The 18,673-nt window shown below is 72.1% G+C and carries 20 protein-coding genes; 12 read left to right on the top strand and 8 right to left on the bottom strand.

Features of this window, described 5'->3' with window-relative positions; all coding sequences use genetic code 11:
• Positions 1-44 precede the first annotated feature (44 nt).
• Both AC07DS_RS06485 and AC07DS_RS06480 read right to left on the bottom strand, forming a co-directional pair.
• The gene (locus tag AC07DS_RS06485) at positions 45-1,700 is read right to left on the bottom strand and encodes a hypothetical protein (RefSeq protein WP_479143212.1); all 1,656 of its coding nucleotides are present in this window, start codon (positions 1,698-1,700) and stop codon (positions 45-47) included.
• A gap of 140 nt (positions 1,701-1,840) precedes the next feature.
• Positions 1,841-2,500 carry a PH domain-containing protein gene (locus tag AC07DS_RS06480; RefSeq protein WP_479143210.1) on the bottom strand — a complete coding sequence of 220 codons (660 nt, stop codon included), beginning with the start codon at positions 2,498-2,500 and terminating at the stop codon, positions 1,841-1,843.
• Positions 2,501-2,637: 137 nt separating this feature from the next.
• On the opposite strand from AC07DS_RS06480, the gene deoC reads away from it, so the two are divergent.
• Genes deoC through AC07DS_RS06465 form a run of 3 tightly spaced genes read left to right on the top strand, consistent with a single transcriptional unit; the run spans position 2,638 to position 5,976 of the window.
• Positions 2,638-3,633: a deoxyribose-phosphate aldolase gene (deoC, locus tag AC07DS_RS06475; protein WP_479143560.1), complete on the top strand. Its 996-nt coding sequence runs from the start codon at positions 2,638-2,640 to the stop codon at positions 3,631-3,633.
• Between the two features lie 5 nt (positions 3,634-3,638).
• A complete protein-coding gene (locus AC07DS_RS06470) occupies positions 3,639-5,075 on the top strand; it encodes an aldehyde dehydrogenase family protein (protein WP_479143208.1) in 1,437 nt (478 codons plus the stop codon).
• Positions 5,068-5,976 carry an aldehyde dehydrogenase family protein gene (locus tag AC07DS_RS06465; RefSeq protein ID WP_479143206.1) on the top strand — a complete coding sequence of 303 codons (909 nt, stop codon included), beginning with the start codon at positions 5,068-5,070 and terminating at the stop codon, positions 5,974-5,976. The genes AC07DS_RS06470 and AC07DS_RS06465 overlap by 8 nt, the downstream gene beginning before the upstream one ends.
• Positions 5,977-6,083: 107 nt before the next feature.
• On the opposite strand, the gene AC07DS_RS06460 is transcribed toward AC07DS_RS06465, so the two are convergent.
• A complete protein-coding gene (locus AC07DS_RS06460) occupies positions 6,084-6,506 on the bottom strand; it encodes a hypothetical protein (RefSeq protein ID WP_479143204.1) in 423 nt (140 codons plus the stop codon).
• Between the two features lie 127 nt (positions 6,507-6,633).
• On the opposite strand from AC07DS_RS06460, the gene AC07DS_RS06455 reads away from it, so the two are divergent.
• Positions 6,634-7,269: a uridine kinase family protein gene (locus AC07DS_RS06455; RefSeq protein WP_479143203.1), complete on the top strand. Its 636-nt coding sequence runs from the start codon at positions 6,634-6,636 to the stop codon at positions 7,267-7,269.
• Between the two features lie 148 nt (positions 7,270-7,417).
• Here the strand turns inward: AC07DS_RS06455 and AC07DS_RS06450 are convergent, their stop codons facing one another.
• Complete coding sequence (locus tag AC07DS_RS06450) at positions 7,418-8,155, bottom strand: SigE family RNA polymerase sigma factor (RefSeq protein ID WP_479143201.1); 738 nt, start codon at positions 8,153-8,155, stop codon at positions 7,418-7,420.
• Positions 8,156-8,385: 230 nt separating this feature from the next.
• Between AC07DS_RS06450 and afsQ1 the strand changes: the two genes are divergently transcribed.
• The 5 genes from afsQ1 to AC07DS_RS06425 all read left to right on the top strand — a co-directional run bounded on the left by afsQ1 (position 8,386) and on the right by AC07DS_RS06425 (position 12,202).
• The gene (afsQ1, locus tag AC07DS_RS06445) at positions 8,386-9,063 is read left to right on the top strand and encodes a two-component system response regulator AfsQ1 (protein ID WP_179851543.1); all 678 of its coding nucleotides are present in this window, start codon (positions 8,386-8,388) and stop codon (positions 9,061-9,063) included.
• Entirely contained in the window at positions 9,060-10,652 is a 1,593-nt protein-coding gene (locus AC07DS_RS06440) for an ATP-binding protein (RefSeq protein WP_479143199.1), read from the top strand. The genes afsQ1 and AC07DS_RS06440 overlap by 4 nt, the downstream gene beginning before the upstream one ends.
• Positions 10,649-11,260, top strand: a complete 612-nt coding sequence (locus AC07DS_RS06435) for a hypothetical protein (RefSeq protein WP_479143198.1) — start codon at positions 10,649-10,651, stop codon at positions 11,258-11,260. The genes AC07DS_RS06440 and AC07DS_RS06435 overlap by 4 nt, the downstream gene beginning before the upstream one ends.
• Positions 11,261-11,353: 93 nt before the next feature.
• Positions 11,354-11,911, top strand: a complete 558-nt coding sequence (locus AC07DS_RS06430) for a VanZ family protein (RefSeq protein WP_479143196.1) — start codon at positions 11,354-11,356, stop codon at positions 11,909-11,911.
• A gap of 93 nt (positions 11,912-12,004) precedes the next feature.
• Complete coding sequence (locus AC07DS_RS06425; protein ID WP_145879807.1) at positions 12,005-12,202, top strand: PspC domain-containing protein; 198 nt, start codon at positions 12,005-12,007, stop codon at positions 12,200-12,202.
• Positions 12,203-12,279: 77 nt separating this feature from the next.
• On the opposite strand, the gene AC07DS_RS06420 is transcribed toward AC07DS_RS06425, so the two are convergent.
• Both AC07DS_RS06420 and AC07DS_RS06415 read right to left on the bottom strand, forming a co-directional pair.
• Positions 12,280-12,633: an ATP-binding protein gene (locus AC07DS_RS06420; RefSeq protein WP_479143195.1), complete on the bottom strand. Its 354-nt coding sequence runs from the start codon at positions 12,631-12,633 to the stop codon at positions 12,280-12,282.
• A gap of 151 nt (positions 12,634-12,784) precedes the next feature.
• Entirely contained in the window at positions 12,785-13,960 is a 1,176-nt protein-coding gene (locus AC07DS_RS06415; RefSeq protein WP_479143193.1) for an adenosine deaminase, read from the bottom strand.
• A gap of 121 nt (positions 13,961-14,081) precedes the next feature.
• On the opposite strand from AC07DS_RS06415, the gene AC07DS_RS06410 reads away from it, so the two are divergent.
• Positions 14,082-14,843 carry a prolyl oligopeptidase family serine peptidase gene (locus tag AC07DS_RS06410; RefSeq protein ID WP_479143192.1) on the top strand — a complete coding sequence of 254 codons (762 nt, stop codon included), beginning with the start codon at positions 14,082-14,084 and terminating at the stop codon, positions 14,841-14,843.
• 23 nt (positions 14,844-14,866) lie between these two features.
• On the opposite strand, the gene AC07DS_RS06405 is transcribed toward AC07DS_RS06410, so the two are convergent.
• Positions 14,867-15,829 carry a LysR family transcriptional regulator gene (locus tag AC07DS_RS06405; protein WP_479143191.1) on the bottom strand — a complete coding sequence of 321 codons (963 nt, stop codon included), beginning with the start codon at positions 15,827-15,829 and terminating at the stop codon, positions 14,867-14,869.
• A 63-nt stretch (positions 15,830-15,892) separates the two neighbouring features.
• Between AC07DS_RS06405 and AC07DS_RS06400 the strand changes: the two genes are divergently transcribed.
• Together AC07DS_RS06400 and AC07DS_RS06395 are read left to right on the top strand one after the other, a co-directional pair.
• Positions 15,893-17,182 (top strand): MFS transporter, encoded by a 1,290-nt coding sequence (locus AC07DS_RS06400; RefSeq protein ID WP_479143190.1) that lies wholly within the window; start codon positions 15,893-15,895, stop codon positions 17,180-17,182.
• Positions 17,183-17,333: 151 nt separating this feature from the next.
• On the top strand, positions 17,334-18,347 hold the full coding sequence (locus AC07DS_RS06395) for a sigma-70 family RNA polymerase sigma factor (protein ID WP_479143188.1): 1,014 nt from the start codon (positions 17,334-17,336) through the stop codon (positions 18,345-18,347).
• Here AC07DS_RS06395 and AC07DS_RS06390 read toward each other — a convergent pair.
• Entirely contained in the window at positions 18,231-18,584 is a 354-nt protein-coding gene (locus AC07DS_RS06390; RefSeq protein ID WP_479143186.1) for an STAS domain-containing protein, read from the bottom strand. The genes AC07DS_RS06395 and AC07DS_RS06390 overlap by 117 nt on opposite strands.
• Positions 18,585-18,673: the final 89 nt, after the last annotated feature.

The following is an 18,673-nucleotide window of genomic DNA, read 5'->3' as shown; positions in this document are numbered from 1 at the left end:
CCCCTGATTCCAGGGGCACCCCTTCGCCGTACCCGGGCAGCGGCCTACGGAAGGAACACGAGGGCCGCCGTCCACACCACCGCCAGCACCGCGGCGAGCGGCCACAGCGGGCGTCCCCGGTCGCTCTCCTCGCTGCGCACCGTCGGGCGCAGCGCGGGCTCCCGCCACAGCACGGTGATCTCGGCGGCGGTCCGCTCGTAGGGGTGCAGCAGCCCGAACCGGCGCTCGAGCCACGGCCAGCGCGGCGCGTGCGCCGACCACTGGCTGAAGGCGGCCTGCCGGCTGCCCAGCGTCAGCTCGGTGCCCGCGCACTCGACCTTCCGCAGGTCGTCCCAGGCGATGTGCCGGATGCCGCGCAGCCCGTTGCACCACAGCCCCTCGCTGTCGGCGGTGATCCGCCAGGCGAACCAGCGCGGCAGCCGCAGGATGCCGCCGATCCAGAGGACCGTACCGAGCAGGGAGTGCCACAGGCCGCCGCCGCCCCACATGACGTAGCCGCCCCACAGCATCAGCGCCAGCCCGCCGAGCCGGTCGAGCAGGCCCGCACGCCAGCTCCGTACGCCCTCCGGGGCCTCGGCGGGCGTCTCGTGGGCCACGGCCGCGCGAACCGCCCGGCGGCGCTCCTCGTAGGCCGCCTCGCGCGCCGCCCTCCGTGCCGCGGTCCGCTTCTCCTTCGCCGCCAGACGCCGTAGCGCGCCGTCGGACAGTGCCCGTACCGGCCCCGTCGACCGCTCCGGCAGCGGGGCCTTCTCCGCCTCCTCGGCGGCGGACACGAGCACGATCTCGGCACCGTCGTACGGCACCCCGTACAGCACGGCCTCCCGCAACGGCCCGGGCCGTTCGCGCTCCAGCCGCGCGAGCAGCTCCTCGTCGCCCTCGGCGTCCTCCTCGCCCTCGCCGTCCTCGCCGTCCTTCGGGTCGAGCTCGGCGACGGCGACGGTGAACAGCGGACGCAGCGCGCCCGTGTCGTCGGCGGCGAAGACCTCGGTGCCGACGCCGGCGGACTCGCGCACGAGCACCCGCAGCACGGGCACCGGCCCGCCCCGCAGCGCCGCAGCCCGGCGCCGCCCCAGCAGCCCGGCGACGAACAGCGTGGCGCCGAGCCCGGCCGCCGGCCAGCAGAGCGCGGCCGCGAAGCCACCGGGTACCGCGAGCAGGACGATTCCGACCGCCACGGCGGCGAGGAACCCACCGCACCCGGCCTGGAACCGCCCCCGCACGACGGCGGGTCCGGCATCGGGCACCGGCGCGGTCACACCGCCGGACACGTCCGCGGCCCGCTCCCGCTGCCGGGTCCGCGCGGCCAGCCGCAGCAGCGCCGCCGTCCAGAGGAGCGCCAGGGCGAGGACACCGGCCACGGCCTGGGGCCACGACGAGGCGGGCGGCCACAGCAGCAGGACGGCCGCCGACGGCGGCGCCACGACCCGCACGGTCTCCGGACTCGTGACCGACCACAGCAGATGCAGCCCGAGCAGCGCGGCGAGCCACGGACGCCAGTCGGCGGGCCAGATCAGCGCGCCGGTGACCAGCGCGGCGGCCAGCAGGGCGAGGCCGATGTGCTCGCCCCGCGACGGCCGGGGCACCCAGCCCGGCGGCAGGGCGTCGGTCCACCGGCGCGCCCGCTCACCGTCCCAGGAGGGGCAGCCGTCGGGCAGGGCGGACGCGGGCAGCGGCAGGGGCTGCCCGGGGCTGGTGTTCATGGACTTCCAGACGTCTGGTGTTCATGGACTTCCAGACGGTCGGGCGGTACAGCGGGTTGCTCTTCCGGCGGTTGCGCGGAGCGGCAGCCGATGATGACCCGTACGACTGTGAACGGACCGGGGGTCGGGCCCCGGGGGCCTCAGCCGATCGCCAGCAGAACGGCCAGCAGCACCGCCCCGGCGACCACGGGCGCGATCACCTCGTAGGCCCAGCGCACGGTCACCTCGCCCTGCGCCGACTTGGCCTGCCCGCGCCGCTCCATGGCGGTCCGCAGGTCGTCCATGATCTGGTCGGTCTCGGCACGGGTCGGGCCGTCGTGGCCGCCGAAGCCGCCGAACATGCCGAAGCCGGGCCCCGGGCCGGCGGCGCCTCCCTCGCCCTTGGCCGCCGCCTTCGCCCGGGTCTGCTGGCGCGCCGCCTTCTTGCGGGCGCGCAGCGACACGGGGATGGCCCACAGCTGGTACTTGGTGCCGGAGTTGTCGACGACCTCGTTGGTGTAGCCGGAGCGCAGGGAGGCGACCTCGCCCCAGGGCAGGGTGATCACCCGGAACGGGTTGCGGACCCGCAGCCGGTCCTCGCCCGAGAAGACCGCCGGCCGCAGGGTGAAGGCGATCACCAGCGGGACGACCAGGATCAGCGCGGCGAGGGCGAGCCAGGGGGTGCGCCCGCTGCCGTGGATCAGCGCGTCGAAACCCAGCCAGGCGGCCAGCGCGAGCAGCAGTACACCGGCCATGAGCGCCAGGGGCGAGCGGTAGGTCAGGTCCTTGGTGGTGGCCGACTGGTGGTCCGGGGTCGTCATGGTCCTGATTCTGCACGACGCCGGCGCGAGAGCCGCCATGCGCCCCCGTGGCGGCGCTCATCCGTGATCGACTACGAGGCAATGAGCACCCGGGGGTATACAGACGCTACGCGCGTAGATATGCTCGTCTGGTGACCATGCCCTCCCCCAAGTTCTCGGCTCCGCTCGAACAGGGCGGCGCCCCCACGCCCACAGCACACGCTCTCGCTGACGTCGCCGCGTCCGACAGCACGCTGCGCCGCTTCCTCCACGGGCTGCCCGGCGTCGACGCGGTCGGCCTGGAGGCGCGCGCCGCGTCTCTCGGCACCCGTTCCATCAAGACCACCGCGAAGGCGTACGCCATCGACCTCGCCATCTCGATGGTCGACCTGACGACGCTGGAAGGCGCGGACACCCCGGGCAAGGTCCGGGCGCTCGGCGCCAAGGCGGTCCACCCGGACCCGACGGACCGGACGACCCCGACCACGGCCGCCGTCTGTGTCTACCCCGACATGGTGGCCGTCGCCAAGGAGGCCGTCGCCGGCTCCGGTGTGAAGGTCGCCTCGGTGGCCACCGCCTTCCCGGCCGGCCGCGCCGCCCTCGACGTGAAGCTCGCCGACGTCCGTGACGCCGTCGCCGCGGGCGCCGACGAGATCGACATGGTGATCGACCGGGGCGCATTCCTCGCGGGCAGGTACCTGAAGGTGTACGACGAGATCGTCGCCGTGAAGGAGGCCTGCGGGTCGAGCGCCCGACTGAAGGTCATCTTCGAGACCGGCGAGCTGTCGACGTACGACAACATCCGCCGGGCGAGCTGGCTGGGCATGCTGGCGGGCGCGGACTTCATCAAGACGTCCACCGGCAAGGTCGCCGTGAACGCGACCCCCGCCAACACCCTGCTGATGCTGGAGGCGGTGCGCGACTTCCGCGCCCAGACCGGCGTCCAGATCGGCGTGAAGCCCGCCGGCGGCATCCGCACCACCAAGGACGCCGTCAAGTTCCTGGTCCTGGTCAACGAGACCGCGGGCGAGGACTGGCTGGACAACCACTGGTTCCGCTTCGGCGCCTCCTCGCTCCTGAACGATCTGCTGATGCAGCGTCAGAAGCTGGCCACCGGCCGCTACTCCGGCCCCGACTACGTGACGGTGGACTGATCACCATGGCATCCGCATTCGAGTACGCACCGGCGCCCGAGTCCCGCTCCGTCGTCGACATCGCCCCCTCCTACGGCCTGTTCATCGACGGCGAGTTCACCGAGGCGGCGGACGGCAGGGTCTTCAAGACGGTCAGCCCGTCCACCGAGGAGGTCCTCTCCGAGGTCGCCCAGGCGGGCGAGGCGGACGTCGACCGTGCGGTGAAGGCCGCCCGCAAGGCGTTCGAGAAGTGGTCGGCGCTGCCGGGCTCCGAGCGCGCCAAGTACCTGTTCCGCATCGCCCGCATCGTCCAGGAGCGCAGCCGCGAGCTGGCCGTACTGGAGACGCTGGACAACGGCAAGCCGATCAAGGAGACCCGCGACGCGGACCTCCCGCTGGTCGCCGCGCACTTCTTCTACTACGCGGGCTGGGCGGACAAGCTCGACCACGCCGGCTTCGGCGCGAGCCCGCGCCCGCTGGGTGTCGCGGGCCAGGTCATCCCCTGGAACTTCCCGCTGCTGATGCTGGCGTGGAAGATCGCCCCGGCGCTGGCGACCGGCAACACGGTCGTCCTCAAGCCCGCCGAGACCACCCCGCTCTCCGCGCTCTTCTTCGCGGACATCTGCCGCCAGGCGGGCCTGCCCAAGGGTGTCGTCAACATCCTTCCGGGCTACGGCGACGCGGGCGCCGCGCTGGTCGGGCACCCGGACGTCGACAAGGTCGCCTTCACCGGCTCCACCGCCGTCGGCAAGGAGATCGCGCGGACCGTCGCGGGCACCCGCAAGAAGCTCACCCTGGAACTGGGCGGCAAGGGCGCCAACATCGTCTTCGACGACGCCCCGATCGACCAGGCCGTCGAGGGCATCGTCACGGGCATCTTCTTCAACCAGGGCCAGGTCTGCTGCGCGGGCAGCCGCCTGCTGGTCCAGGAGTCGATCCAGGACGAGCTGCTGGACTCCCTCAAGCGCCGCCTTTCGACCCTGCGTCTGGGCGACCCGCTGGACAAGAACACGGACATCGGCGCGATCAACTCCGCCGAGCAGCTCTCCCGCATCACCTCGCTCGTCGAGCGGGGCGAGGCGGAGGGCGCCGAGCGCTGGTCCCCCGCCTGCGAACTGCCGTCCTCCGGCTACTGGTTCGCCCCGACGCTGTTCACGAACGTCACCCAGGCGCACACCATCGCCCGCGACGAGATCTTCGGCCCGGTGCTGTCGGTGCTCAGCTTCCGCACGCCCGACGAGGCCGTCGCCAAGGCCAACAACACCCAGTACGGCCTCTCGGCCGGCATCTGGACCGAGAAGGGCTCCCGGATCCTGGCCGTCGCGAACAAGCTGCGCGCCGGCGTCGTCTGGTCCAACACGTTCAACAAGTTCGACCCGACCTCGCCGTTCGGCGGCTACAAGGAGTCGGGCTTCGGCCGCGAGGGCGGTCGTCACGGCCTGGAGGCGTACCTCGATGTCTGAGAAGACGGAAAAGACCGACGTGCGGCTGTCGGTCTTCAAGACCTACAAGCTGTACGTCGGCGGGAAGTTCCCGCGTTCCGAGAGCGGCCGGGTGTACGAGGTGACGGACTCCAAGGGCAACTGGCTGGCCAACGCTCCCCGCTCCTCCCGCAAGGACGCGCGTGACGCGGTCGTCGCCGCCCGCAAGGCGTTCGGCGGCTGGTCCGGCGCGACCGCGTACAACCGCGGCCAGATCCTCTACCGCGTCGCGGAGATGCTGGAGGGCCGTCGCGAGCAGTTCGTCCGCGAGGTCGCCGACGCGGAGGGTCTGTCCAAGCCGAAGGCCGCCGCCCAGGTGGACGCCGCGATCGACCGCTGGGTCTGGTACGCGGGCTGGACCGACAAGATCGCCCAGGTCGTGGGCGGCGGGAACCCGGTGGCGGGCCCGTTCTTCAACCTCTCCTCGCCGGAGCCGACGGGCGTCGTGACCGTCCTCGCCCCCCAGGACTCCTCCTTCCTGGGCCTGGTGTCCGTGATCGCCCCGGTGATCGCCACCGGCAACACGGTGATCGTGATCGCGAGCGAGAAGTCCCCGCTCCCCGCCCTGTCGCTGGGCGAGGTGCTGGCCACCTCGGACCTGCCCGGCGGTGTGGTCAACGTCCTCTCCGGCGGTACGGCGGAGATCGCGGCCCCGCTGGCCGCGCACCAGGACGTCAACGCGATCGACCTCGCCGGCGCCGACGACGTCCTGGCGAAGGAGCTGGAGATCGCCGCGGCCGACAATCTGAAGCGCGTTCTTCGTCCACAGCCTGTGGACGACTGGTCGGCGACTCCCGGCATCGACCGCATGACGGCGTTCCTGGAGACCAAGACGGTCTGGCACCCGACAGGGTCGCTGGGCGCGTCGGGTTCGTCGTACTGACGGCTCACGGCTGACGGCCCGGCAGCCCGACGGCCCCGCAGAGCCGGAGAGCCGCGCCACCCCTCCGTCCGGGGGCGGCGCGGCTCTCCTCGTACCGCGGCCGGGGTTCAGCCCAGCGGGGCGCCCGTACCGCCGCCCAGCAGACCGGTCACCAGCCCCACTCCCGGCACCGCGTTCAGCGACCGGGCCTGCGCGACCGGACCCGTCAGCATCTGCGAGCCGACCGGCTTGAAGTCGGCGATCTGGGTGCCCACGCCGTTGTCGAGCGGGTCGACGCCGGTGCCGGCGAGCGGGTTGGGCTTGAGGCCGGAGACCGGGCCGGTGACATAGCCGACCGTCCCGGTGAGGGCCGTCAGGCCCGCGTTCGGGTCGACCTTGCCGAGCGAGGTGGGGCGCCACGGCACGTCGAGGACCTGGGAGGCGGCCGCGTGCGCCGTCGCAGCGCCCGCGCCCAGGGCCGCTCCGGCGGTCGCGAGGGCGATCAGGGCGCGCTGCGCGGTGGGGTGCTGGGAGGAAGCGTGTCGGGCCATCGCTGGTGCCACCTTCTGGTGCGCAGGGTAATGCGGTCAGCACGTAGGGTAGTTGAGGTGAGGGTCACGCTCAAAAGCCGACCCGCGGGGTCGGCAGGCGGCCCACCATGCGTCAAACTGGTGTTCCGTGAGCATTCATCCCCCGTCTCCCGCCCGCGTCGTGCTGCTGTGCGGCCCCTCGGGCTCGGGCAAGTCACTCGTCGCCGCCCGTTCCGGGCTCCCCGTCCTGCGCCTCGACGACTTCTACAAGGAGGGCGACGACCCGACGCTGCCGCTGGTGGACGGAAGTTCGGACATCGACTGGGACCATCCGCTGTCGTGGGACGCGGACGTCGCCGTCGAGGCCATCACCCGCCTGTGCGCCTCGGGCTCGACGCCGGTACCGGTCTACGACATCTCGCTGAGCGCCCGTACCGGCGAGGAGACGCTGCACATCGGGCGCACCCCGCTGTTCATCGCGGAGGGCATCTTCGCCGCGGAGATCGTGGAGCGCTGCCGCGAACTGGGGGTGCTGGCGGACGCGCTGTGCCTGACCCGCGGTCCGGCCACCACCTTCCGCCGGCGTTTCCTGCGTGACCTCAAGGAGGGCCGCAAGTCGGTCCCGTTCCTGCTGCGCCGCGGCTGGCGGCTGATGCGCGCGGAGCGGTCGATCGTGACCCGCCAGGTCTCGCTGGGCGCTCACCCCTGCGACCGGGACGAGGCGCTGGGCCGGCTGGCGGCCGCCGCCGCGGGACGGCAGGCGCGGCAGCAGACGCCGGCGTAACGGAACGCGCGCGCACGCGAAGCGGGACTGGACGGACCCCCCGGCCCTCCAGCCCCGCTTCTCGGTACTTCCCCCGTGTTTCCCCGTTCCTCCGTGGGCCCACCCCCCAGTGGGCCCCCGTTGGTCCCCCGTCGTTCCCCCCGAACCTTCAGGCGACCAGTTCGCCGAAGGCGTCCTCCTCGTCACGGCCGAAGCTGAGGACCTCGTCCTCGCGCAGCCGGCGGAGCGACCGCCAGATGCTGGACTTCACCGTGCCGACACTGATGTCGAGGATCTCCGCGATCTCCGGGTCCGTGCGGCCCTCGTAGTAGCGCAGGACCAGCATGGTGCGCTGGAGTTCGGGCAGCCGGGACAGCGCCTGCCACAGGACCGCGCGCAGCTCGGTGCCGCGCATCGCGTCCGTCTCACCGGGCGTCTCCGGCAGTTCCTCGGTCGGGTACTCGTTGAGCTTGCGGCGCCGCCAGGCGCTGATGTGCAGGTTGGTCATGGTGCGGCGCAGATAGCCGCCGACCGCCGCCTTGTCGCTGATCCGGTCCCACGCCTTGTACGTCGAGAACAGCGCGCTCTGCAGCAGGTCCTCGGCCTCGAAGCGGTCACCGGTCAGGTGGTAGGCGGTGGCGTACAGGGAGGCGCGGCGCTCCTGGACGTAGGCGGTGAACTCCGCCTCGCTCAGCGAACGGCGCTCCCCCGAGTCCTCCCTGTACGCGGATCCCCCGTGCGTTTCCCCCGTGTACGCGTCAACCACCGTCATGTAGCCGGTGTGCTGACGCCCGGCGCCGCGAGCGCACCCCCGCCCGCTCACGGCGCCGGACTTCTCGGAACCCCGGTGCACGTCGTGCAGACGCGTGACCACTGCGCTGGTGCTGATGCTGTGCAGCGTGTTCATCTCGCGCTCCCCCGTCGTGGACTTCCGGTGTCCGGCTTGCTCGGTGTTGCTTTCCTGCCTGTGCCGAAAAGCTTGCCGAGCGACCTTCATGGCCGTGTCCGCCGACTGTCACAGACCTGTCACAGGGGCCGGGCCCAGGGCCGTCACAGAGCGCGCACAGGAGGTGGCGGTAGGGATGGCATGGTGCCGGTAGGTCGTACGAGAGCCCGTCCATGGGCCAGAATGAGCCCGTGCCTTCCCTGTTGCTGATCGAGGACGACGACGCCATCCGCACGGCCCTGGAGCTCTCACTGACGCGCCAGGGTCACCGGGTGGCCACCGCTGCCAGCGGTGAGGACGGTCTGAAGCTGCTGCGTGAGCAGCGACCGGATCTGATCGTGCTGGACGTGATGCTGCCCGGCATCGACGGGTTCGAGGTGTGCCGGCGCATCCGGCGCACCGACCAGCTGCCGATCATCCTGCTGACCGCCCGTAACGATGACATCGACGTGGTCGTGGGACTGGAGTCCGGCGCCGACGACTACGTCGTGAAGCCCGTTCAGGGCCGCGTGCTGGACGCCCGGATCCGGGCCGTGCTGCGCCGCGGCGAACGCGAGTCCAGCGACTCGGCGGCCTTCGGCAGCCTGGTCATCGACCGGTCCGCGATGACGGTCACCAAGAACGGCGAGGACCTGCAACTGACGCCGACCGAGCTGAGACTGCTGCTGGAGCTGAGCCGGCGGCCCGGTCAGGCGCTGTCCCGGCAGCAGCTGCTGCGGCTGGTGTGGGAGCACGACTACCTGGGCGACTCGCGCCTGGTTGACGCGTGTGTGCAGCGGCTGCGTGCCAAGGTGGAGGACGTGCCCTCGTCCCCGACCCTGATCCGTACCGTCCGTGGTGTCGGCTACCGCCTGGACGCTCCTCAGTGACCGATACTCAGGGGGGGCTGCGCGGCTGGACCGCGGGGCGCAAGGGAAGTCTGTCGCGGCTGCGGTTCACCAGCCTCAGGCTGCGACTGGTCGTCGTCTTCGGGCTGGTCGCGCTCACCGCCGCGGTGTCGGCGTCGGGCATCGCGTACTGGCTGAACCGGGAGGCGGTGCTCACCCGCGCCCAGGACGCGGTGCTGCGCGACTTCCAGCAGGAGATGCAGAACCGGGCGGGTGCGCTGCCGGTGCACCCCTCGCAGGACGAACTGCAGCACGTGGCGGGCCAGATGGCCGGCAGCAGCCAGCGGTTCAGCGTGCTGCTGGTCGCTCAGGACCCGAGCGGCGACACGGTGTACGGCAACTCGGGCGGCATCAACGGCTTCGCCCTGGACGACGTGCCGGGGTCGCTGCGCGCCGCGGTGAACAAGCGGCAGAAGGTGACCGGCTCCAACGAGTCGCCGTACCACCTGTACTGGCAGCGGGTCGACAACCACGGCACGCCGTATCTGGTCGCCGGCACCCGGCTGATCGGCGGCGGCCCGACGGGCTACATGGCCAAGTCGCTCGAGCCGGAGGCCAAGGACCTCAACTCGCTGGCCTGGTCGCTGGGGATCGCGACGGGTCTCGCGCTGATCGGCTCGGCCCTGCTCGCGCAGGCCGCCGCCACGACCGTGCTGAAGCCGGTGCACCGGCTCGGGGTGGCCGCCCGGCGGCTCGGCGAGGGCCGGCTGGACACCCGGCTGAGGGTCTCGGGCACGGACGAACTCGCCGATCTGTCCCGGACGTTCAACAACGCGGCCGAGGCGCTGGAGCAGCGGGTGGCCGAGATGGCCGCGCGCGACGACGCGTCCCGGCGCTTCGTGGCCGACATGTCCCACGAGCTGCGGACGCCGCTGACCGCCATCACCGCCGTGACGGAGGTGCTGGAGGAGGAGCTGGACGCGGACGCCGGGAGCATCGACCCGATGATCGAGCCGGCCGTACGGCTGGTGGTCAGCGAGACGCGGCGGCTGAACGACCTGGTCGAGAACCTGATGGAGGTCACCCGCTTCGACGCGGGCACCGCCCGTCTGGTCCTGGACGACGTCGACATCGCCGACCAGATCACCGCCTGCATCGACGCCCGCGCCTGGCTGGACGCCGTGGAGCTGGACGCGGAGCGCGGGACCCACGCCCGCCTCGATCCGCGCCGCCTGGACGTCATACTGGCCAACCTGATCGGCAACGCGCTCAAGCACGGCGGGTCGCCGGTGCGGGTGTCGGTGCGCATGGACGGCGAAGAGGACGCCGACCTGGTCATCGCGGTGCGCGACCACGGGCCCGGCATCCCCGAGGACGTCCTGCCGCACGTCTTCGACCGGTTCTACAAGGCCAGCGCCTCCCGGCCGCGTTCGGAGGGCAGCGGCCTGGGCCTGTCCATCGCCCTGGAGAACGCCCACATCCACGGCGGTGAGATCACCGCGGCCAACTCCCCCGACGGGGGTGCGGTGTTCACGTTGCGATTGCCGCGGGACGCCTCGCGGCTGACGGAGGAGAACGACGAGGGCACCAACAACGACGAGGCCGGGAACTCCGGGAAGGAGGGGTCATGAGAGCAGGGACGGTACGCAGCCTGCTGACGGCGCCCCTCCTGGCCGCGCTGCTCACCGGATGCGGCATCCGGCCCACCGAGGTGCCGACGGACTTCGGCGGGGCACCCTCCCGGGTGCCGTGCACGCCGTCCGGGCCCGGTGTGTCCACGCAGTCCTCGCAGGGAGTGGCCGTGCAGGTCTTCCTGCTGTGCGGCTCGTCCCTGGCCGCCGTCGACCGGACCGTCCGGGTCCCGGAGGGCACGCCGGACGAGCGGCGCCGGGTGATCGTGGCGCAGGGCCTGCTGGACCAGCTCGCCGCGTCCCCGTCGGCCGGGCAGAAGGCAGCGGGCTACACGACGTACGTGCCGGGCGGCCTGAGCGTGACCGGGCCGGGCCGGAAGGACCCGGACGACACGCTCCGGCTGAGCACCGCGCCGGAACAGCTCACCTCCTACGCCCTCGCCCAGCTCGTGTGCACGCTGTCCGACTCGGCGGCGACCGAGGGCGACGGCTCGGTCATCCTGGGCGGCCCGGGCACCGCCCCGCTGCGCCGCTACGAGTGCACCGACGACGTCCGCAACCGCCCGGGGACGACCGAGCCGCCGTCCGGCGAGGTCACGGCGGCCTGAGCTGCCGCACGCGGGCGGGTGTGGCGGACGCCTCATGTGCATCCGCGTGACGGATGCGGAACCGATCGTGCACAAGGGTGCGTCTTCGGGGGCGTGCAGCGTCAAGGCTCCATCGGCGGCAGTGCCGCGATCCGCATCCGTGCGACAGGGGGTGTCCTCCTCGTCGCGCACCTCGGGCTCGTCGCCTGGCTGATGCTGCGCCCCCTGGACGTCCCCTGGGTGATGCCCGCCAATCTGCGCCCGCTGGCCGGAATCCGGGCCGATCTGGCGCTGGGCTGGCCCGAGGCCGCCAGACGCCTCGGCGAGGGGCTGGCGCTGCTCGCGCCGCTGGGTGTATTGCTGCCGATGTCCGGCAGGCTCGACGTCTCCCCGCTCACCTCCCTGATCCGTACGGCGGCCACGGGCGCCCTGATCTCGCTGGGCATAGCCCTGCTGCAGACGGGGGTGCCGGGCAGGGTCGTGGACGTCGACTCGCTGCTGCTGAACACCGTGGGCGTGATCCTGGCCCACCTGGCCGTGGTGCCCGTGGGCCGGGCCTGGCTGCGGCGCCGGGGCGAGCGCGAACCCCACGAGGCGGAGCAGGTCACCGTCCAGGAGGACCTCCCTCAGGGTCGTACCCCGACGATTCCCAGGGTCGGGATCGCCCCGTAGAGCGACGCTTCGTCCCCTTCGTCTCCGTACCGTGGAAGACAGTTGAGGCGATCGACGGGAGAGCCTCACCCGACGCTCACGAAGGAGCCGCAGATGTCCAGCCTCGCCCGCCCCACCCACGGCCGCATGATCGGCGGAGTGTGCGCCGCGCTGGCCCGGCGCTTCGGCACCTCCGCGACGACGATGCGGGTCGTCTTCCTGCTCTCCTGCCTGCTCCCCGGCCCGCAGTTCCTGCTCTACATAGCGCTGTGGATCCTGCTGCCGGCGGAGGACAAGGCCACCGCCTGGTGAGTGCGGGCACGCAGACGCCGCTGGGGCGCTCCGGACTTCTCCGGGGCGCCCCAGCGGCGTCGTGCGCGCTGCGGATGTCAGCCGAGCGGGATGCCGTTCACCGGCACGCCGTGCGTGGGCAGGCCCTGCAGCGGCAGCCCGCCGAGCAGGCCGGCGGCCGGTGCGGTCGGGCCGTCGGCGAGGACCTTCCGGACGGTCGGCTGCGCGGCGGCCAGCCCGCCGCCGAGGGCACCCTGCCCCTGGGTGAGCGCCTCAGCGGCGCCCGGCAGCGCCTTGCCGACGTTCTGGGCCGGCAGCGTCTGGGTGACGGTGTCCAGGGCCTGCGTGGCGTCGGGGACGGCCGGGGCCGCGTTGGCCGCGCCCGCACCGACGGCGGCGAAGGCGGCACCGAGGGCGGCGACACCGAGGGTCTTGGCAGCAGACTGCTTCATGGTGAATGCGTCCTTGAATGCGGAGAAGGGAGGTGACAAAAAATCTGAGCGGTCCACGACCGTAAACATGCCGGACCGCCGCCCGCAAACACCGAAATGCGGACGACTTGTGAAAGCACGTCCGCATTCCGTGCCGCCGTTCGCCTCGCCGCTACCCCTCGGATCCGGAAGAACCGCTGGTGGAGGCGGTCTGCTGGAACAGCCACTCGGATTTCAGCTCTGCATACCCCGGCTTGACCACGTCATTGATCATCGCCAGCCGTTCATCGAAAGGAATGAACGCTGATTTCATCGCATTGACGGAGAACCATGCGAGGTCGTCGAGCGTATAACCGAACGCCTCGACGAGATGCTCGAATTCCCGGCTCATGCTGGTGTGCGACATCAGCCTGTTGTCGGTGTTGACCGTCGCCCGGAAGTGCATGCGCCGCAGCAGCCCGATCGGATGCTCGGCGTAGGAGGAGGCGGCCCCGGTCTGCAGGTTGGAGCTGGGGCACAGCTCCAGCGGGATGCGCTTGTCGCGGACGTAGGAGGCCAGCCGCCCGAGCCGCACCGAGCCGTCCTCGCGGACCTCGATGTCGTCGATGATCCGCACGCCGTGCCCGAGCCGGTCGGCGCCGCACCACTGCAGCGCCTGCCAGATGGACGGCAGCCCGAAGGCCTCGCCGGCGTGGATGGTGAAGTGGTTGTTCTCGCGCTTGAGGTACTCGAACGCGTCCAGGTGCCGGGTGGGCGGGTAGCCGGCCTCGGCGCCGGCGATGTCGAAACCGACCACGCCCAGGTCCCGGTAGCGGTTGGCGAGTTCGGCGATCTCCAGGGAGCGGGCCGCGTGCCGCATGGCGGTCAGCAGGGCGCCGACCCGGATGCGGCGACCGTCCTCGCGGGCGAGCCGCTCACCCTCCCGGAAGCCCTCGTTGACCGCCTCGACGACCTCCTCCAGACGCAGCCCGCCCTCCAGATGCTGCTCGGGCGCGTAGCGCACCTCCGCGTAGACGACCCCGTCCTCGGCGAGGTCCTCCGCGCACTCCCGGGCGACCCGGACGAGCGCCTCCCGGGTCTGCATCACACCGACGGTGTGCGAGAAGGTCTCCAGATACCGCTCCAGCGAGCCGGAGTCGGCCGCTTCACGGAACCAGATGCCCAGCTTGTCGGGGTCGGTCTCGGGGAGCTCGGAGTAGCCGGCCCTCCGGGCGAGTTCGACGACGGTTCCGGGGCGGAGCCCGCCGTCGAGATGATCGTGCAGCAGAACCTTGGGGGCCCGGCGGATCTGGTCCGGCGTCGGGACGTGCGTCGGGACGGTCCCAGTCGGTGCAGTCTGGCTCGTCATTGCCGCACTGTAGCCCCTACGCGCGTAGAGAGCCGTTGTACGGCATGTACTTTTCCGTCGATATTTAACGGTGACCCCACGGACGGGTTTCGTACACCGTCGCTTCTGACACTGTTCTGTCATGGGACAGCAAGCGACGCCGGTCCGAACGGCCAGGCTGGGAAGGGCAGTCGGCCCGGAGCCGACGTCAGTGAGCGGAGCGGTGCTGCTGCTCCCCGGGGGCGAGGAGGTCTCCGCCCGCAGGCCGTCGCCCCTCCGTGCGACGGCCTTCGTCCGCTCCCTCGGCCGCAGGTTCGCTCGCGCGGGCCGCGCGGAGGGGCTGGCTGTCCATACGGTCCACTACCGCTACCGGGGCTGGAACGGCAGCGAGGCGCATCTCGCGGGGGACGCGGAGTGGGCCGCCGACGAGATCGTACGGCGCTACGGGGACGTTCCCGTGTGTCTGGCCGGACTCGACATGGGCGCACGGGCGGCGCTGCGGGCCGGCGGGCACGAGGCGGTGAACTCGGTCGTCGCGCTGGCGCCCTGGCTGCCGGAGGAGGACGTGGCGGCGGCCGCCGAGCCGGTGAAGCAGCTGGTGGGGCGGCGGGTGCTGGTCGTGCACGGCACGAACGACGAACGGACCGATCCCGAACTGTCGTTCCGGCTGGCGGCCCGGGCGAAGAAGGCGAACCGGGACGTGTGCCGGTTCGAAGTGCACTCCGACGGCCATGGGTTGCATCAGCACCGGGAGGAAGTGCTGAGCCTTGCGGTGGACTTCGCGATGGGGGCGTTGTTCGGGTGTTCGGTGTCGCGGCCCGTGGAGGATGCGCTGGCCGCTCCGCCGCCGATCGGGCTCCGGATGCCGTTGGCTGCGGGGTTCGGGAAGTCGCTGAGACGGTAGGCATGTCCGGCATGGCCCCGCCCCTAGGCGGGCAGCAGGTTCCCCCTTCTTGAGAGCAGGAACTTCTTGAAGGCGGCCACGGGGGGCGTGTCCGGGCGGTCGGCCAGCCAGGCGACGCCGATTTCGCGGACCGCCCTGGGAGCCGTCACCGTAAGTTCCACCACGCCCGGACGCGGGACCGTCGGCGGGGGCAGGAGGGCGACGCCCAGGCCCGCCGCCACCAGGCCCCTCAGGGTCTCCGCCTCCTCGCCCTCGAAGGCGACCCTCGGGCGGAAGCCTGCTTCTCCGCAGAGGTCGTCGGTGATGCGGCGCAGGCCGTAGCCGGGTTCCAGGGTGACGAAGGTTTCGTCCGACGCCTCGGCCAGGCGGATGCGGCGGCGGGCGGCCAGGCGGTGGTCGGCGGGGACGACCAGGCGGAGCTTCTGTTCGTCCAGGCGACGGGCGACGAGGTCGGGCGCGTCGGGGACCGGAGAGGTGAGGCACAGGTCCAGCTCTCCCGCGCGCAGCCGCTCCAGCATCGCCTCGCCGTAGTTCTGGACCAGGCTGAAGCGGATGCGCGGGTGGTCGGCCCGGAAGGCGTGCAGCAGGCCGGGTACGGTCTCGGCGCCCATGGTGTGCAGGAAGCCGAAGGCGACCTTGCCGGTGGCCGGGTCGGCGTCGGCGCGGACCTCCTCGGCGGCACGCTCGACCTCGGCGAGCGCGCGTTCGACGGAGGCGAGGAAGGTGCGGCCGGCGGTGGTGAGGGAGACCGTACGGCCGTGGCGGGCGAACAGGTCGACCCCCAGATCCTGTTCCAGGCGGGCCATCGCGCGCGAGAGGGTCGACTGGGGGACGTTCATCTCGTGGGCGGCCCGGGTGACGTGCTCGGTACGGGCGACGCCGGCGAAGTAGGCGAGGCGGGGCGCCAGCAACCTCGACATCTCAGCCATGTCTTCTGTGTCACCGGACGGTGACAGTCGCGCCTGTGAGCTCTGCTGATGCACCATGGGAACGATTATGACGAATCCATGCATTGGACGGATGAACGGATCCGTACGTAGCTTCGAAGCATGTCTCCCGCCAGTACCGGGGCGTCCACCAGCGTGGACGCCGTCTCGCCCGTCCGTTCCTCCGACTCCGCGCCCGACGCCCGCATGGCGCCGGGCGGCCCCGGCTACCGCCGGATGAGCTTCGCCCTCTTCCTCGCCGGAGTCGCGACCTTCGCCCTCCTCTACTCCACGCAGGCACTGCTGCCGCTGATCTCCGGGGAGTTCGGGGTCGCGGCGAGCGAGGCGAGCTGGACGGTGGCGGCCGCGACCGGCGGTCTGGCGCTGTTCGTACTGCCGATGAGCGCCCTGTCGGAGCGCTTCGGCCGCCGTACGGTGATGACGGCCTCGCTGGCGGTCGCGGTGGGCGTCGGGCTGCTGGTGCCGTTCGCGCCGTCGATCGGCGCGCTGGTGGTGCTGCGGGCGGTGCAGGGCGCGGCGCTGGCCGGTCTGCCGGCCTCGGCGACGGCGTACCTGGCCGAGGAGGTCCGGCCGAGGGCGCTGGTCACGGCGATCGGGCTGTTCGTCGCGGGCAACAGCGTCGGCGGGATGAGCGGCCGCGTGATCACCGGCTGGGTCGCGCAGGAGTGGGGCTGGCGGGTGGCCGTCGGTGTGATCGGCGCGATCGCGGTGGCCTGTGCGGTGGCGTTCCGGCTGCTGCTGCCGGCGCCGAAGCACTTCAGGCCCGGCTCGCTGCGCCCCCGCGTCCTGCTCGGCACGGTCCGCGACCACCTCTCCGACCCGCTGCTGCGCCGCCTGTACGCGATCGGCGCGCTGTTCATGACGGTGTTCGGCGGCGTGTACACGGTGATCGGGTACCGGCTGACGGAGGCCCCCTTCTCCCTCCCGCAGGGCATCGTCGGCTCGATCTTCCTGGTGTACCTGGTGGGTACGGTGTCGGCGTCGACCGCGGGCCGGCTGGTGGGCCGCCTCGGCCGCCGGGGTGCGCTGTACCTGGCGGGCGGTACGACGGCGGTGGGCCTGCTGCTCTCCCTGGCGGACTCCCTGCCGCTGGTCCTGCTGGGTCTGGTCCTGATCACCGCGGGCTTCTTCGCGGGGCACGCGGTCGCCTCCTCGGCGGTCAGCAAGACGGCCACCCGCGGCCGCGCCCAGGCCTCGGCCCTCTACCAGTCCGCGTACTACGTCGGCTCCAGCGCGGGCAGCACCGTCGGCGCGATGGCCTTCCACTCGGGCGGCTGGGCCGGCACGGTCACCGTCGGCGTCCTCGCGGTCCTCGGGGTCGTGACGATCACGGTCCTCGGCTCCCGGGCGGCCCGGGTGGCGGCCCGCCGGCAGCCGGTGCCGGCGCACTGAGCCGGTGCCAGGTCCGCTCAACTCCCGGAAGCAACCGGTCTGAACTGCGCTTTTCCGTGCTCGGGGGGCCATTGTCAGTGGGCTGCGGTAGCTTCCGAAGTGCTGGAGCGCGAAGGCGCGTGAACACAACGGCCACAGGGGTGGGTGGACGATGGGCAACGGCACGGTGGCGGCGGACCTGGACCTCGCACTGGAGAAGCACCGGACCGAGCTGACCGGGTACTGCTACCGCATGCTCGGTTCCTCCTTCGAGGCCGAGGACGCGGTGCAGGACACCCTGGTGCGGGCCTGGCGGAGCTACGACAAGTTCGAGGGCCGTTCCTCCCTTCGCTCGTGGCTGTACCGGATCGCGACGAACGTGTGCCTGGACATGCTGACGGCGGGGAACAAGCGGGCCCGCCCCATGGACCTCACCGACTCGACGCCCCTCGCGCAGGCGGCCCTCGCCCCGCGCCCGGACAACACCTGGCTGGAGCCGGTGCCGGACGCGCGCGTGCTGCCGACGGTCGAGGACCCGGCGGAGGCTGCCGTCGCCAAGGAGTCGATCCGGCTGGCGTTCATGGCGGCCCTGCAGCAACTGCCGCCCAAGCAGCGGGTGGTGCTGATCCTGCGCGAGGTGCTGGCCTGGAAGGCGAGCGAGGTCGCCGAGCTGCTGGACACCACGGTCGCCTCGGTCAACAGCGCGCTGCAGCGGGCCCGGGCGACGCTCGCCGAGCGGGAACAGTCCGGTGCCGGGGCGGCGGTCTCGGACCCGCTCGACGAGGAGCAGCAAAAGCTCCTGGAGCGCTATGTGAAGGCCTTCGAGGGCTACGACATGACGGCGCTCACGGCGTTGCTGCACGAGGACGCCATCATGACGATGCCGCCGTTCGACCTGTGGCTGACCGGGCACGACGACATCACCGGCTTCATGACCACCCTGGGTGCCGCCTGCGCCGGCTCCCGTCTGCTGCCCGTGCAGGTCAACGGGCTGCCGGGCTTCGCCCAGTACAAGCCGGACCCGGAGGCGGGCGGCTTCACACCGTGGTCGATCCAGGTCCTGGAGATCTCAGACGGCCGGCTGACCGGGTTCCACTTCTTCCTCGACACCCAGCGCTGGTTCCCGCTCTTCGGGCTCCCCCTCCACCTGGAAGCGGAGCCCGACAAGATCGAGGAGGGCGCGTAGCGCGGGGTCCGGGCCGCGCAGCCGTATCCGGCCCCCGGCCCGCCGTGCGGCCAGCTCCAGCCGTGCTAGCAGATCGACCGCGGCCAGGCCGGGCGGCCCCAGCCCGGCCACGTCACAGACGACGGCCCCGGCCCCGGTGACCTCCAGCAGCGCCCGTACGTCGTCGCACAGCCCCGCCACCTCGTCCCTGGTGACGGGGCCGGCCGGCACGAGCACGGCAGGTGTCCTCTCATCCACGTGCGGTAGACCGGCGGGCCGCCCCTAACTCATCGCGCCGGCCCGCACCCTGACGAAGATCACATTGACCCGCTCCCCCGCTCCGCCGG

Source organism: Streptomyces sp. NPDC044064 (assembly GCF_056434245.1).
This window is presented reverse-complemented; position numbering and strand designations above follow the sequence as displayed.

Bases quoted from the DNA above. Each gene is read 5' to 3' on its own strand.
- AC07DS_RS06415 (WP_479143193.1), bottom strand. From the start codon at position 13,960: ATGACGAGCCAGACTGCACCGACTGGGACCGTCCCGACGCACGTCCCG.
- AC07DS_RS06460 (WP_479143204.1), bottom strand. From the start codon at position 6,506: ATGGCCCGACACGCTTCCTCCCAGCACCCCACCGCGCAGCGCGCCCTG.
- AC07DS_RS06470 (WP_479143208.1), top strand. From the start codon at position 3,639: ATGGCATCCGCATTCGAGTACGCACCGGCGCCCGAGTCCCGCTCCGTC.
- AC07DS_RS06425 (WP_145879807.1), top strand. From the start codon at position 12,005: ATGTCCAGCCTCGCCCGCCCCACCCACGGCCGCATGATCGGCGGAGTG.
- AC07DS_RS06400 (WP_479143190.1), top strand. From the start codon at position 15,893: ATGTCTCCCGCCAGTACCGGGGCGTCCACCAGCGTGGACGCCGTCTCG.
- AC07DS_RS06485 (WP_479143212.1), bottom strand. From the start codon at position 1,700: ATGAACACCAGCCCCGGGCAGCCCCTGCCGCTGCCCGCGTCCGCCCTG.
- AC07DS_RS06410 (WP_479143192.1), top strand. From the start codon at position 14,082: ATGGGACAGCAAGCGACGCCGGTCCGAACGGCCAGGCTGGGAAGGGCA.
- AC07DS_RS06405 (WP_479143191.1), bottom strand. From the start codon at position 15,829: ATGGTGCATCAGCAGAGCTCACAGGCGCGACTGTCACCGTCCGGTGAC.
- AC07DS_RS06450 (WP_479143201.1), bottom strand. From the start codon at position 8,155: ATGAACACGCTGCACAGCATCAGCACCAGCGCAGTGGTCACGCGTCTG.
- AC07DS_RS06465 (WP_479143206.1), top strand. From the start codon at position 5,068: ATGTCTGAGAAGACGGAAAAGACCGACGTGCGGCTGTCGGTCTTCAAG.
- AC07DS_RS06480 (WP_479143210.1), bottom strand. From the start codon at position 2,500: ATGACGACCCCGGACCACCAGTCGGCCACCACCAAGGACCTGACCTAC.
- deoC (WP_479143560.1), top strand. From the start codon at position 2,638: ATGCCCTCCCCCAAGTTCTCGGCTCCGCTCGAACAGGGCGGCGCCCCC.
- AC07DS_RS06395 (WP_479143188.1), top strand. From the start codon at position 17,334: ATGGGCAACGGCACGGTGGCGGCGGACCTGGACCTCGCACTGGAGAAG.
- AC07DS_RS06435 (WP_479143198.1), top strand. From the start codon at position 10,649: ATGAGAGCAGGGACGGTACGCAGCCTGCTGACGGCGCCCCTCCTGGCC.
- AC07DS_RS06420 (WP_479143195.1), bottom strand. From the start codon at position 12,633: ATGAAGCAGTCTGCTGCCAAGACCCTCGGTGTCGCCGCCCTCGGTGCC.